Below are 14,213 nucleotides of genomic sequence, written 5' to 3'. Positions count from 1 at the left end.
TGGATTGTCCGGTGCTGTCGTACATCATCTCAATTGGGAATGCCGGCAGACTTCTTTTGCGCCAGGTCGGACCCGCGGAGCCAACGCTGAATTTCTTGTTCCGTAGGGTCTACGGGATCGGCCGTCAAACCGGGAATGTAATTGCATGCTTCATAAATGGCCGGGATGACGTTCGCATGGATGCCGACGGAATGATGCACATACGGTCCTTTGACCAGCTTTTCTTCCCACAGCGGCCAGTCGTTGACTTCAACCCATACATAGGAGCCGCGGGTGTAAGGACCGGAGATGCCGCGAGCTTTGCCGAGGAAAATGGAATACTCGCCGTGATCCCCGTCGAAGCGCGCGATCGTCATTCCGCCGCCGCGAATTTCGCCTTCGTGCGTTCCCGGCGAATGGTCGTCGAACAAAAAGTGCTTTCTCAGCTTCGGTTTGTCCTCCACGGACAGCGATACCGGGAAGTTGCCGCAGTGGAACAGCAGCTCGCCGTTTTCGTTCTCGGGATGGCGCACCGTAATGTCGGCAAAGAAGGTGGGGGCCGTGTTCATCGCCGCCGCCTGCACCATGACCGAAGTGATCGCTCCGTGAATATCCGTTTCGCAGGTCACCGGGATCTGTTCGTCGGTCAAGATGGCGTTGGCCAGGCAGGGCATGATCCCCATCGCGTCCTGCAGCGAAGACCAGCATTGAATGGCGATCGCGCTGCTGCCGGTTTCCCGGGCGAACGATTTCATGGCGACTTTAAGGGCGGCGATCCGGCGAATATCGTCCTCGGTCACTTCGCTGTAGTCCAGCTTCTCTTTGATGTAATCGATCGTTTCCTGCAGTTCCGCGCTGTTTCCGGCGGCGATTTTTTTGCTGCGAAGCTGAATATCGACCAGGGTGATCGGATGGATTTCAATGCCGAATTTTTCCAGCAATTCTCCCTCGTTGCAGATCATCGTCCAGAAAGAAGAGGGGCGGGGACCGATTTGCAAAATGCGCAGGCTTTTAAACTGGCGCACCACATTGGCGGCGGCGATAAAGTTGGTGAAGCCGCGTTCGAACACGGGGTCCGTCACCCAACTGTTGGTGACATACGTAAACGGGACGTTGAAGCGGCGAAGCACTTTCCCTGTGGCGAAAATCCCGCATTGCGTGTCGCGCAGGCGCATGCCGTCGGCCAGCGGCGCTTCGTCGCGCGGACCCCACAGCAGAACCGGCTTGCCTAAGGCCTTGCCGACGCGGGCGACGGTATCCTCGGTGCCGAAGTTGCAGTGCGGGAAAAAGACCGCGTCCACCTCTTCATCCTTGAAGCGTTTGATGATCTGTTCCGCGTTGATATGGTCGTCATAGAGCAGCCCTTCCTCATTAAGTCCCTCAAGATCGACGATATCGATGTCCATGCCGAAGCTTTCGATCTGTTTGCGGATTTCCACCTTATACTTAAAGGCATCTTCGGCGCTGAACACGAAGCGCCGGGTAGGGGCGTAGCCCAATTTCAGTTTTTTCATAATCTGCATCTCCTCTCGACGTGAAATAAACTAGGGGATAAAGATACTAAAATAAACTAAACTAATATTAGATATTTAGAGATGATTAATCTCTATATCGTCATGTTAACACCGAAAGAAAGCGGAGTCAATGGATGTTTTAGTTGAAATTAGCTTAAATAAATTAAATTATTATATAAAGTTAAGTTTAGTTTAGATTAGGTTGGGTTATGCTGGGTTGGGTTGTGCGTTCTCAATCGTGCGGGGGATGTGGTCGTATTGCGAAAGTAGTTGGCTTTACTGGCTTTACCAAAAAATCGGTGCTTGACTAACGGGCTAATCTCAAAGGATCAAACTTATCTGGAACGTTTTTTCGCTCTAACGGATGCCATCGGGCTTATTCAGCGAAAAAGCAGTGGTTTCTTCTTTTAACGGTTGCAGTCGCGCTTATTTAAGCGAAACCGCCTCATTACTGCCGCTAAAACGGAAAATAAGCTCGCTGGCAACCGTTACATTTTGTATTTGCTCATTTTTATCCAATTAGCGCCGCTCACAATCGTTAGATTTTTTTCGGCGCTCATTTACGCTATTGAAGGTGTCCCGCGGCTCCGCAAATGCGGGCATAAATAAAAAGGGAAGCAAGCGGCTTGCTTCCCCAAAGCTTGATTATTTAATGAAAATAAGCGGATCGCCCGGGCGTACATGCCCGTATTCCTTGACGCTGATTTCCGCATAATCGGCAGTGTTGGAGACGAGAACGGATGTCGTCATATCGTATCCGGCGCTTTGGATTGCTTCGAGATCGAACTCGACCAGCTTGTCGCCTTTTTTGACGGTATCTCCTTCTTTGACGATAGCAGTGAAGTGCTCACCTTTTAATTTGACGGTGTTAATGCCGATGTGAATCAGGATTTCAGCGCCTTCTTCCGAAATCATGCCGATGGCGTGTTTCGTTTTGAACACCGTGTGCACGGTTCCGGAGAAAGGGGCATAAGCAGCGCCTGCCGTAGGAACGATCGCCGCGCCTTTACCCATCGCTCCGCTGGAGAAAGCTTCATCCTGCACTTCACTTAACGGAATCCACTCGCCATCCAATGGGCTGAAAACAGTCATTTCACTCGTTCCTTGCTCCTTTTGGGCAGAGGCGTCCGCCGCACGGTGCCCGCTATCGGCTTGAGCCGGAGCGGCGTTTTTGTATCCGAACAGATAAGTTAAGATAAAACCGCCGACAAAAGCCACGACCACTGAAATCAGGAGTCCGATGAACCCTTTGTCCACGCCTTCCGGACCGATAAACATCGGGATGCCAAAGACACCGCCTCCCGCAATACTGTAGTAGTTGTTAGTTCCAAACATGCCCGCGACGGCGCCGCCGAGACCCCCGGCGATGGAAGCCAGGATAAAAGGCTTTTTCGCCGGCAGGGTAACGCCGTAAATGGCCGGTTCCGTAATCCCCATAAACCCGGCAATCGTGGCCGAGGTGGCGATTGGTTTCAGACGTTTGTCTTTCGTTTTCAAAGCAATAGCGAATGTGGCCCCCGTCTGGGCGAAGATGGTGCAAAACAGCATGCCGTTGATCGGATCGAATCCTTTGTTCATGATATTATTGATCAGAATCGGAATAAACGCCCAGTGCAGCCCGAAGATGATGATGGATTGCCAGAATCCGGCCAGCAGGAGGCCGGCGATAAGCGGGCTCAAACCATAAACCCACAAGCTGCCGGCGGCCAATTGGTCGCTGACGAACGTGGACACGGGTCCGACGGCAAGGAAGACAACCGGCGTGACGATGATTAAAGTCAACAGCGGTACAAAAAACATTTTCATCGATGAAGGCATATACTTGTTGATAAATTTTTCGACAACTGCCGCCAAATAAGCCCCGATAATAATCGGAATAACCGATGAAGTGTAATTGAGCAGAACCACCGGGATATTCAAGAAGGTTAATGCCGTGCCTTCATTAAATGCCGCAACCATGGTCGGGTATACGAGAGCGCCCCCGATCAACGCTGACAAGTAAGGATTTCCGCCGAATTTCTTGCCCGCGGAGAAGCCGAGAAAGATCGGGAAGAAATAAAACAAAGCATCGGCTGTCGCGTACAAAATTTTGTAGGTGCCCATGTCCGCGGTCAACCAATGGAAGGTCACGAACAAGGAGAGCAGACCTTTAAGAATACCAACCGCCGCCAGCACGCCGACCACCGGCATGAACACGCCCGAGATAATATCGACAAAACGGCTGAATAAATTTCCTTTCTTTTCTTCTTCGACGGGGCCGGCTTCCGCCGATATCCCCGGCAATTTCGTCAACTCGGCGTAGACTTTCGGCACATCGTTGCCGATAACGACCTGGAATTGTCCGCCGCTTTCAAGGGCGGTGATGACCCCGTCGATCCGTTTGACCTGTTCCTTGTCCGGGAGGGAGCTGTCCTTGAGTTTGAAGCGCAAACGGGTCATGCAGTGAATGACGCTGCTTACGTTTTCCGCTCCGCCCACCGATTTGAGGACTTCTTTTGCTGTTTTTTCGTAATTCACTTTACTCACTCCTTGAGGTAATGATGCTTACTCAAACTGTATGCGCTTTCCTTAAGGCCAAAAAAGGGCAAGCGATTTCATTTTCGTTGGCCGATGACAACCACGTCTTTTTCAAAACAGTGCATCGGAATGACGGACTTCCCGCCGCTAACTACAACCTCCGTGACGGCAAATCTTTTGTTTTCCAGATCGATCGTTGTAAAAGAGTAGCCGCTGACGTCGGCGTTCAAGCGGACCTTGGTGTTTACCGGAATATACAAAACGATGGTTTCATCATTCGCGGCGGCGCGTATTTCCGGAGTTTCGTTCAGCACGATGTCGGCCGGCGGGAGACCTGCCAGGTTATAGCTTTCGAACAGATATTTGATAAAGCCGTAATCCCAGGCGCCTTCGAACCGCAGCGCATCCCTCCAGTCGTAAGGAGCGTCAAATCCTTCCCCTTCAACGATGCCGAACTTTTTGCCTTTTTTATGCCAGCTCCAGATTCCGTGCGCGCCATAGGTGATTCCTGCGCCTCCGCCAGCCAGCAAGCTTTGCCATGCGGCTTTTCTGGCGTCGAACGTGGAGTACCTGCCGTACACGTTGCGGCTGTAGCTGATTTGTTCATAGCAGGGCTCGCCGTTAATGACAGGGCGCGTACGCGGACGCGTGTAAAAATGCCCGGCGATTTCATGGCCCATATATTGAAATTGCGAGTTATGCCCGGATTGATACATATAAAAGTCAAGCCCGTCATGATTTTCGAACTCCTCCGGGAGATCTCTCAACCTGCCTTGAATATGGAACGTTTTTAAGCTATCCGGATTAACGGCTTGGACCACTTCAAGCGCTTTCCGATAATACGCGTTGGCCCGCTCGCTCGGAAAGTCGGTATCCCCGCTGATCAAGTAGATCGGGTTGAATTTGGAGAAGCGCTCTACGGCATATCTGACGTATGGCTCGACGCAGTCCAGCGGCATTTTATTGCCTTTCTGGAACATCTCCGCCCAGGTGTCCGGCACATAATTGCACCACAGGAGCACCAAAGCCGGAATGAAACCGCGCTGCACGGCCATGTCCAGCATTTGTTCCGCCCGGTCGAAATACGCCTCGTTTAAGCTGCGGTAATCGTACGAACCGTCTTCGTTCAACAAAAACGGATCGATCCGGATATCCGACTCGCTGGCGTCCCATTGACGCAGAACATTGATTTGAAGTGCGTTGAAGCCCTGCGTTTTCCGAAAATCCAAATATTCTGCCCACTCTTCCAAAGAGGCGTTGGTGAAGATGCTCCATACCGTGTCCGCCAAATAGAAAAAAGGCTTTTCGTTTAGCGTAAAGGTTCTCCGGTTTTTAGCGATGGATACGTTCACCTTAGATCACCTGCCCTTTCTTGACTCTGAAAAAACACAATAGTTTATTTAATTTTATATAAACTATAAACGATAAAATGATAAATTAACTAAAATAATCCGCTTTCACCTTGAATATTAGCATCGGAAGGAGATTTAGTCAAATAATTTTTTTATAAACAAAAATTAAGTTTAGTTAAGTTTATGTCGTAAACTTTTGTGTATAATAGTGTTATAATTTACACAGTCTTTTAAATTAGGAGTGGTATTGATGAAAATAGATGATATCGCCAGACTCGCGGGGGTTTCCAAAGCGGCCGTTTCCCTGGCTCTCAACAACAAAGCCGGCGTCAGCGAAGCGACGCGCCAGCATATCCTTGAAATTTCCAGGGCCAACGGGTATACCCCGCGGACGTTTAAAACCCATAAAGTCTCGGCCAAAAACAGCTCCGTGATGCGATTTATCGCCTGCAAAAATGTGGATATCGTCACCGAGCATTACGAATCCCAGCCGTTTTTCAGCGAACTCATTCATCATTTAACGTCCTATGCCGGAGAACAGGGCCACACGCTGATTATTTCTTCCATCCCGATCCAAAGCTTGAAAGAAGAGATTCAGCAGCTCGAAAATGAACAGCCCTCCGCGGGAATTTTGCTGCTCGGCACGAATTTGCCGGCGCAGATGATCGAAAGCGTTTTATCGATCCATCCGAATCTGGTCATCCTGGACACTTGCTTCGAGCATATCGACGCGAGTTTTGTTGCCATTAACAACTACCTTGGAGGTTATCAGGCGGGGAAACATCTCATCGCTTTGGGGTACCGAAGCATTGGCTACATCGAGTCGGAAGTGCGGATTTTCAATTTTATCAAACGCAAGGAAGGATTTATGGCTGCGTTGCAAGAGGGGAATATGGATATCGCTGAGAATCTGACCTTTGCGATGAACCCGATGTCGCTGCTGTCGCAGGACTCTTTTAAAACAGCGGTGGAGAACATGAAGCATTTGCCTTCGGTTATATTTTGCGAAAATGATTACATGGCCATCAGCGCGATTAAAACTTTCCAGGAACTGAACATCAAGGTGCCCGAGCAGGTGGCGGTCATGGGGTTTGACAATATCCGCGAGGCCAAGGTGATCAGTCCCGAGTTAACGACGATCCATGTCAAGAAAGACATCATGGCGAAGACGGCAATGGACATGTTATTGCGCAAGGTAGGCGGCCGGAAAGATCAAAATGTACAAATTCTGGTCAACACGGAAGTGATTGAGCGGGGGTCCTGTACGGCTCAAAACGGGGTGCGGGGAGAGCGCGGGTAAGTTTTCCGCCAAGTCTCTCTCTCCCGGTACAACTCAACCGCAAATTACCCCGCTTTAACTCGTTTGGCGTTCAACCAGCCGATAGCTTAAGGATAACGGCTCCAAGGGTTCGTCGCCAATGATGTTCCATATCCAATAAAAGGCATTTTGTGCCTGCTCCTTGATCGGATTGTGAATGGTGGTTATGCCCAGGGAGGCGGACAAATCGGTATCGTCAAAGCCGATAATGGCCAGCTCCCCGGGGATCGCCAGATGTTGGCGGCGGGCCTCGTTTAATATGCCTGCGGCCGCGTAATCATTGGCGCAGAGGACGGCTTCGGGCGCTTCCTTCATGGCGGCGAGCGAGCGCCAGGCTTGTTCGCCGTCAAGCATGCCGTAGACCTCGTAACGGTACCAATCGCGTCTTACCGGCAGGCCGCGTTGCTTCATGACGGCTTCAAACGCCAGCCTGCGGCTTTTGGTATTCAAGCTGTTTGGCCTTCCGAAAGCGTTGGCGATGCGCGTAAAGCCTTTAGCCAGCAAGTGCTCCAGCCCCAGCCGGTAACCCTCGCCCTGATCCATCGCCACGGAAGGGATCTGGCCTGCCCGCATCCGCTGCCAGGAAATGATCGGCCCATAACGGCAGTAGGCGGACAGTTTCCCCGGGTCATTCACGCAGGTCATGATCAGCAGGCCGTCCACCCGTTTGCTCCGCAAATCTTCAAACGCCTGCAGCTCTTTCGCCTTATCCCCTTGAGAAGTATAGATAATGGTCTGGAATCCATAACCCACAGCAGCTTGTATAAAATGGTTCAAAAAGGAAATGGTAGTTTCGTGCAGGTGCTCGATGACGATCCCGATTTGCTGGGTCCGGCCTTTCGACAGCGCCACGGCGTTGCGGTTGGGGGCGTAGTCGAGCTGGTTCATAATTTGCAATATTTTCTCCCGCGTGTCCGGGTTCACATTCGGCGAATTATTGATCACCCGTGACACCGTTGCCCGGGAATAGCCGGATAGTCTCATGATCTGTTCAAACTTTGACATGCAAATATCCCTTTCCGAAAAAGTTAAAGTTGACATGTAACCCGTTCCAACATTTAGGCTAAAAATAAAGGATGTCTCGCAATAAGTGTAACATAAAATTATGGAATGATTGGAGTGTGGTGCAAATGAGTAACAGCAGCAGCAAAACCGGGAGTGAAATCCGGTTTCCGGAAGGGTTCTTATGGGGAGGCGCCGTCGCGGCCAACCAATTGGAGGGCGCCTATAACGAAGACGGCAAAGGTTTATCCGTGCAGGACGTAACGCCCAAAGGGCTGTTTGGCCCGGTAACGGAAGCGCCGACGCCCGACAATATGAAGCTGGTGGGCATCGATTTTTACCACCGTTACAAGGAAGACATCAAGCTGTTTGCGGAGATGGGCTTTAAAGTGTTCCGCACCTCAATCGCCTGGTCGCGGATATTCCCTAAAGGCGACGAGGCGGAACCAAATGAAAAAGGGCTGCAGTTTTACGACGATCTGTTTGATGAATGCCTGAAATACGGGATTGAGCCGCTGGTCACTTTGTCCCATTATGAAACGCCTCTGCATTTGTCGAAGGAATACGACGGCTGGGTCAACCGGAAGCTGGTCGATTTCTATAAGCGTTATGTCACTACGGTGTTTAAGCGGTACAAGGGAAAGGTGAAATACTGGCTAACGTTTAATGAAATCAACTCGATTCTCGAGGCGCCGTTTATGAGCGGGGGCATCTACACACCGAAGGACAAGCTGAGCAAACAGGATCTTTATCAAGCCGTGCACCACGAGCTTGTGGCCAGCGCTTCCGCGGTCAAACTATGCCACGAGATCGATCCGGAGGCCGAGATCGGCTGTATGATTCTGAGCATGCCGACCTACCCGCTTACGCCTAATCCGGATGACGTGGTTAAAGTGATGGAATTTGAACACCGGAACTATTTCTTTGGCGATGTGCATGCCCGCGGCGTATATCCGGGATATATGAAACGTTTCTTCAGAGAGAACGGAATCGAAATCAAATTCGAGCCCGGCGACGAAGAAATTCTGCGGCATACCGTTGACTTTATTTCGTTCAGCTACTATATGAGCGTGTGCCAGACGGCCGATCCGGAGAAACTCGCCGCCGGCGAAGGGAACATCCTCGGCGGGGTTCCCAATCCGTATCTGAAATCCAGCGAATGGGGCTGGCAAATTGATCCTCAAGGGCTGCGCATCGTCCTGAACGCCTTCTACGACCGTTATCAAAAACCGCTGTTTATCGTGGAAAACGGGCTGGGAGCGGTCGATGAACTGATCGTGAACGAAGCCGGAGAGAAAACGGTGGAAGACGATTACCGCATTCAGTATTTGAACGATCACCTCGTACAGGTGGCGGAAGCCATTGCGGATGGCGTGGAAGTGATGGGTTATACGACCTGGGGCTGTATCGATCTGGTCAGCGCTTCGACGGCCCAGCTCAAGAAGCGTTACGGCTTTATTTATGTCGACCGCCATGACGACGGCTCCGGCACGCTTGAACGCTATCGCAAAAAATCATTTTATTGGTACAAAGAGGTCATCGCGACCAACGGCAGCAGCCTGAAGCGTTGAAGCCGGAAAACCAAAAACCGCCAAAAGCCTTGTGAAATCAAGGTTTTGGCGGTTTTTATTTTTGTTCCATTGATTCTCTAAAAGCCGCCGCCCCGTCCGGAAGCTAGGAGTTGACCACGCTTGGAGCGGCGTCTATCGGTTGCTGACGCTGCGGTTGTTCGTGCGAACGGTGTGAACGTCATGGCGGCTTGAAGTGCATGCATAGGCGGTTTCAAGCCGGCAGCTGATCGGTTAGATGAACAGGGATCTAGAAACGATAACCAACAGGATGAAAAGCACGAGAATAACGCCAGTGCTAGTGAAACCACCGAAACCTGCACAGCTAAATGCGCTCATTGTTCGCCACCTCCTTTGCTTTGCTACAACACCAATATATTGAGCATAGACCAATTTGGATTGGACGAATGTAACGATTCTAATCATCGACTAATTTTTCTGCGTAACGATACATACGCCCGGAACATAAATTAGGGATAAAACAGGCGAACTTAAATGGGAGGATTTACAATGACAAGGTTGGAGGGCGGCAATCCGCAAGACGCTGCCGAAGGTTCCGGGCGGCATCGCCGGACGGTTGCGGTGATCGGCGAGGGCCTGCTGGCCGAGTTGGTTTATAAAGAGCTGTCCGCGCAAAATGAGGCCGTATGGAAAAACGGACGTAGTGAATGTAATGAGCGTAATGAACCTAGTGAACCTAGTGGACGGATTGGCGGTTTGCCGGAGGAGACGGGGCTTATCGTATGGATTTGCGGCGGCGAAAATCCGGCGGCGGATCTCAACGCGGAAGAAGCGCTGCGGCAACAAGGCGTCCCTTGGCTGCGCTGCCTTGTTTCCGGGAGTGAGGCGGTGATTGGGCCTTTGGTTCATCCGGAGACAGGAGGGTGTTGCCGGTGCGCGGACCGGCGGCGGGAGATTGCCGGACGTGACGGCAGCGATGTCATGGCCTCGCTGTTTTCGCTGCTCGAACCGGAGGAAACTTCCGCCAAAGCGCCTCCTTCGTACTCGGGGCTTGCTCATGCGGCTTATATCGCCGTGAATGAGTGCCGTCTTGTTCTTAGCGGAAAAAAAGCCCGCTCGCAGGATCATCTGAATATCGTTAATCTGGAGACGCTGGAGAGCTCGCTCCATTATGTTCTGCCGGATCCGTTATGCGAAGTGTGCGGAGAACTTCCCGCCGATTCCGCCTTGGCGGCATGGATCGAACTTGCGCCAAGGCCCAAAGCGAGCGCGGACAGTTACCGCTCCCGCCGAATCGACGACCTGAAAGATGGGCTTATTCATGACTATTTGGACCCCCGTACGGGCGTGTTTAACAAAGCGTCGATTGACCTGGTTTCCCCGTTTGCCGGGGCATATGTGAATATGCCTTCGTTGATGACGGGAGACGAGGTTTCGGGGGGCCATAGCCATCGTTTTGCGGAAAGCGGGCTGACCGCCATTTTGGAAGGATTGGAGCGGCGTTGCGGTTTCGTTCAGCGGAGCAAACGCACGATGGTGCGCGAAAGCTATAACCGGATCGCCGAGGAAGCGCTCGATCCCGCCACAGTGGGGTTATATCAGCCGGAACGGTATGCGGCGCCGGATTTTCCGTTCGAACCGTTTGACCCGGACCGCGCCATGGGCTGGGTTTGGGGGTATTCTTTTTTGCGGCGGCGTCCTATATTGGTTCCGGAGTGCTTGGCCTATTACAGCTGGAATTACGGGGAGAGCTTTGTCGAGGAAGGTTCCAACGGGTGCGCTTTGGGGGGGAGCCTGGAGGAGGCTATTTTCTACGGGATTTTGGAGGTGGCCGAGCGCGACGCGTTTCTCATCACCTGGTATGGACAATTGCCCGTCCCGCGGCTGGACCCCGATTCCGCGGAAGATCGGGAACTAAGGTTGATGATCGAAAGGTTTCAAGCGGTTGCCGGGTATGAGGTTTATTTGTTTGACATGACGATGGAAAACCGGATACCGGCCATTTTGGCGCTGGCGAAAAGCAGGGAGCCTCGGAACATGAATCTGATCTGTGCGGCGGGTTCTCACCTTGACCCGGCACGGGCGGCGAAAAGCGCTGTGCATGAGCTTGGCGGACTGGCGGCTGCGTTAAACGAACGGTTTGCGGAGCGGCTGGACGAGTTGCCGGACATGTTCCATGACCCCGATTTGGTCCTGCAGATGGAGGATCATGCCTTGCTGAACGGTTTGCCGCAAGCGGAGGAAAGGTTTGATTTTTTGCTGGGCGGCCGGCGGCCGATGCGGACGTTTGCGGAACAATTTAGGCGGAAGGCCGGCCATTCCGATCTGACGGAAGATCTGAAGGACATCCTGCAAATCTTCGAACGGTTGAATCTCGAAGTGATCGTGATCGACCAGACGTCTCCGGAAATTTCGCGCCATCGTTTACACTGCGTCAAAGTGTTGATCCCGGGTATGCTGCCGATAACGTTTGGACATCAGCTCATCCGGCTGAACGGGCTGGAAAGAGTGCTGAGGATACCGGCGGAGCTCGGATACGCGGCGGAACCGTTAACGCTGGAGCAGCTTAACCCGCATCCGCATCCTTTTGTGTAAACCAAGGAGGAATGACCACTTGAGTCCACATCGGCTTCAAACAGTGCGGCCGGATGACATCCTGGCCGTTGGCTCCGGACCGGTTTTCTTTTCGCTTCTGTCCGCTTTGACCCGGTCCGGGTTCACCGATTTCCACTTGTGCATGACCGGTTCGGCCTCCGCCGATCGGAAGCCTCTGGCCGAATGGCTGCGCGGGGCCCGCCAAGCGGCTCCCGAGGCGAAGCTGCGGGAAGCTGTCTTGGGGCAGGAAGATGCTGCCGGCTGGCGGAATGCCGTGCGGCCGCATCAAACGATTCTTTATGCGTCACAGGAGGGGGAGCCCGGGGAACTGCTGCTGCTTGAGCAGGCTTGCCGGGAAGAGAATAAGGCGCTGCTGCCCGCCGTCTGCTTGCATCGGACGGGGGTGGCGGGCCCGTTCGTACAGCCCGGCCTGGAAGGCGGCTGGGAGTCGGCCTGGCGCAGGCTGCACGAGACTGCGCTTTGCCGAGGCCCGCAGCGGCAGCCGGTTTCTGTGGCGGCGGGCGCGCTGCTCGCCAACGCGCTTGTCTCCCGGCTGCTGCGGTATATTGCGGGAGAGAGTGGGGCGGGGGAGGGAAATTTAGTCTACCTGCTTGATTTGGAGACACTGGAAGGCGGCTGGCATGCTTTTTTCCCTCATCCGTTCGCGCATGGACGGAAGGGGATCCCCATCGAAAATCTGCAAATTTCCTGGCGGCGGCTCGAACAAATTTCCGATCATTGGTTTGAGCGAACCTCTGAGCAGTGGATCAAGCAACCCTCTGAGCGGTGGATCAAGCAAAGCCCTGAGCAGTGGATCAAGAAAAGCCCTGAGCGGTGGATCAAGCATACCTCTGAGCAGCGGATCAAGCAAACCTCCGACCACCCGACTGACCAGACTTCCGACCAACCGTTTAAGCAAATTACTAAGTGCGGAATCGAACCAATCTTTGAAGGCAGCCTCCCGGCTGGCTGGTTCTCTTACTTCGGCCGCTTGACCTCGGGGCAAATCGGGATTTTCCACGCTTGGGAGGAGGGCGGTTTAAGCCAGCTGCCGCTCGCTCAATGCCGTGTGCAGTCAGCCGATCCGTTGTCGGAAGGTCCCGCAAGCTTGCTGCCGGACCTCGTTTGCGCCGGACTGACGCATGAGGAAGCGCGCCGGGAAGCGGGACTGACCGGAATCGAAGCATATGTATCGCGGCTGGCCGAAGCGCTTTTGGACGAAACCGGCGGGGTTATCGGCATCGGTGCGGGGGAGACGGCGGCGGAGGCGCTCCGCCGGGGGTTGGAAGCATATTTGTGCGAAACGTTGCGCAGGCGGATCTGCGGACAGACCCGCGTGCAGGCGGAAGAGCGGGAGTGTGAGGGGAAGCGAGCGCAGGAGCAGGCGGAAGAGCGGGTGTACGAGCAGAAGCGGGAGCAGGAGCAGGCGGCCGAACGGGAGCATGAGCAGAAGCGGGAGCATGAGGGGAAGCGGGGGCAGGAGCAGGTGCACAAGCAGTCGCAAGAGCTAGTGCCGTCCGCCGCCTGTGTTCGGCTGGGGAACGTGGAAGATAAGCACTGCCGCTACTACTTGCAAGTTTTAAACATCATGCGGGGCGAACCGGTGATCGGCTTGGGAGAAGCCGTGTCCGGGTTTCCGGTGTTTTGGGCGGGAACGGGCGGGGCTTGGTACGGCGGTGTCGGCCTTAATCACACATTTGCGCTGCGGAATGCCCTTCGAGCCGCTTTAATGATGGCGCAAAATACGCAAGATCCACCGGGCTCGGTCTGCCGGCCCGCCAACGTGCTGGAGATTCCCTCTGTGCAGTTGAAACAGGATGCTCCCGTTCTTGTTGACATCGACAGCATTGATGAAACGTTCCAACCGGAGGTCTTGTTCGACGCGCTGCAGGTTGTGAGGAAGGACGGGTATCATCTAAACGTGGTAGATCTTGCTGTGGAGCCGTTCCTGAAAGAGCTGGCTGTATTTGGCGTGTCGCTTCGGGTAGGTGGAACATCGTGAACATTTGAATGAACCAACTGCAAAAGTGCATTTGATTTTCTCCAGATTTCCTCTCTAGAGCGTTTGAAATGCAAAAGTGCATTTGATTTGGGGCCATTCGATAAAAAAGACAATTTTGGCTGGGTATGAACTGCATTTTTGCATTTGAACCACCTGTTTCGGGGGATTTCGACGAATATCGCATGCACTTTTGCATTTCGCAGGGTACGGTGCACTTCCGCATGGGTATTCTGTGTGGCATACCGCAGGTATTCTGCGGCGCAATACTAGGTGGGGCAGGGGGGCGCAGGGCATTCTGCGGTGCATTGTGCAGGGGTGCGGGATAAAACGTAGGTATTAAAGGTGGCATACCGCAGGTCAATTCTTTTGTGTATTCTACCAGGGTGCGGGATAGTACCGTAGGGC

General features: G+C 53.2%; 9 protein-coding genes. 4 read left to right on the top strand and 5 right to left on the bottom strand.

Annotated features, from left to right (window positions below; translation table 11 throughout):
• Positions 1-29: 29 nt before the first annotated feature.
• The 3 genes from NYE74_RS22815 to NYE74_RS22805 form a co-directional block, all read right to left on the bottom strand.
• Positions 30-1,493: an L-fucose/L-arabinose isomerase family protein gene (locus NYE74_RS22815; RefSeq protein WP_036623889.1), complete on the bottom strand. Its 1,464-nt coding sequence runs from the start codon at positions 1,491-1,493 to the stop codon at positions 30-32.
• Between the two features lie 645 nt (positions 1,494-2,138).
• Positions 2,139-4,010 carry a beta-glucoside-specific PTS transporter subunit IIABC gene (locus tag NYE74_RS22810; RefSeq protein WP_036623888.1) on the bottom strand — a complete coding sequence of 624 codons (1,872 nt, stop codon included), beginning with the start codon at positions 4,008-4,010 and terminating at the stop codon, positions 2,139-2,141.
• Positions 4,011-4,087: 77 nt separating this feature from the next.
• Positions 4,088-5,362, bottom strand: coding sequence for an apiosidase-like domain-containing protein (locus NYE74_RS22805; protein ID WP_278739411.1), 1,275 nt, complete (start codon positions 5,360-5,362; stop codon positions 4,088-4,090).
• Between the two features lie 250 nt (positions 5,363-5,612).
• Here NYE74_RS22805 and NYE74_RS22800 point away from each other — a divergent pair, with 250 nt between their 5' ends.
• On the top strand, positions 5,613-6,662 hold the full coding sequence (locus NYE74_RS22800; RefSeq protein WP_036623886.1) for a LacI family DNA-binding transcriptional regulator: 1,050 nt from the start codon (positions 5,613-5,615) through the stop codon (positions 6,660-6,662).
• Between the two features lie 54 nt (positions 6,663-6,716).
• On the opposite strand, the gene NYE74_RS22795 is transcribed toward NYE74_RS22800, so the two are convergent.
• Positions 6,717-7,685 carry a LacI family DNA-binding transcriptional regulator gene (locus tag NYE74_RS22795; RefSeq protein WP_036623885.1) on the bottom strand — a complete coding sequence of 323 codons (969 nt, stop codon included), beginning with the start codon at positions 7,683-7,685 and terminating at the stop codon, positions 6,717-6,719.
• A gap of 125 nt (positions 7,686-7,810) precedes the next feature.
• Between NYE74_RS22795 and NYE74_RS22790 the strand changes: the two genes are divergently transcribed.
• Positions 7,811-9,253 carry a glycoside hydrolase family 1 protein gene (locus NYE74_RS22790; protein ID WP_124332869.1) on the top strand — a complete coding sequence of 481 codons (1,443 nt, stop codon included), beginning with the start codon at positions 7,811-7,813 and terminating at the stop codon, positions 9,251-9,253.
• A 231-nt stretch (positions 9,254-9,484) separates the two neighbouring features.
• Here the strand turns inward: NYE74_RS22790 and NYE74_RS22785 are convergent, their stop codons facing one another.
• Positions 9,485-9,589 (bottom strand): hypothetical protein, encoded by a 105-nt coding sequence (locus NYE74_RS22785; protein WP_036623883.1) that lies wholly within the window; start codon positions 9,587-9,589, stop codon positions 9,485-9,487.
• Between the two features lie 171 nt (positions 9,590-9,760).
• Between NYE74_RS22785 and NYE74_RS22780 the strand changes: the two genes are divergently transcribed.
• On the top strand, positions 9,761-11,806 hold the full coding sequence (locus NYE74_RS22780; RefSeq protein WP_082207828.1) for a TOMM precursor leader peptide-binding protein: 2,046 nt from the start codon (positions 9,761-9,763) through the stop codon (positions 11,804-11,806).
• A 19-nt stretch (positions 11,807-11,825) separates the two neighbouring features.
• Positions 11,826-13,808: a hypothetical protein gene (locus tag NYE74_RS22775; protein ID WP_213510777.1), complete on the top strand. Its 1,983-nt coding sequence runs from the start codon at positions 11,826-11,828 to the stop codon at positions 13,806-13,808.
• Positions 13,809-14,213: the final 405 nt, after the last annotated feature.

The organism is Paenibacillus sp. FSL P4-0127, assembly GCF_038007325.1.
GTDB classification, from domain to species: domain Bacteria; phylum Bacillota; class Bacilli; order Paenibacillales; family Paenibacillaceae; genus Fontibacillus; species Fontibacillus macerans.
The sequence above is the reverse complement of the archived record's forward strand: the minus strand, read 5'-3'. Positions and strand labels throughout refer to the sequence as shown.

What these genes read in the sequence shown, in the direction of transcription:
- NYE74_RS22790 (WP_124332869.1), top strand. Translation starts at nt 7,811, where the DNA reads ATGAGTAACAGCAGCAGCAAAACCGGGAGTGAAATCCGGTTTCCGGAA.
- NYE74_RS22815 (WP_036623889.1), bottom strand. Translation starts at nt 1,493, where the DNA reads ATGAAAAAACTGAAATTGGGCTACGCCCCTACCCGGCGCTTCGTGTTC.
- NYE74_RS22780 (WP_082207828.1), top strand. Translation starts at nt 9,761, where the DNA reads ATGACAAGGTTGGAGGGCGGCAATCCGCAAGACGCTGCCGAAGGTTCC.
- NYE74_RS22785 (WP_036623883.1), bottom strand. Translation starts at nt 9,589, where the DNA reads ATGAGCGCATTTAGCTGTGCAGGTTTCGGTGGTTTCACTAGCACTGGC.
- NYE74_RS22800 (WP_036623886.1), top strand. Translation starts at nt 5,613, where the DNA reads ATGAAAATAGATGATATCGCCAGACTCGCGGGGGTTTCCAAAGCGGCC.
- NYE74_RS22795 (WP_036623885.1), bottom strand. Translation starts at nt 7,685, where the DNA reads ATGTCAAAGTTTGAACAGATCATGAGACTATCCGGCTATTCCCGGGCA.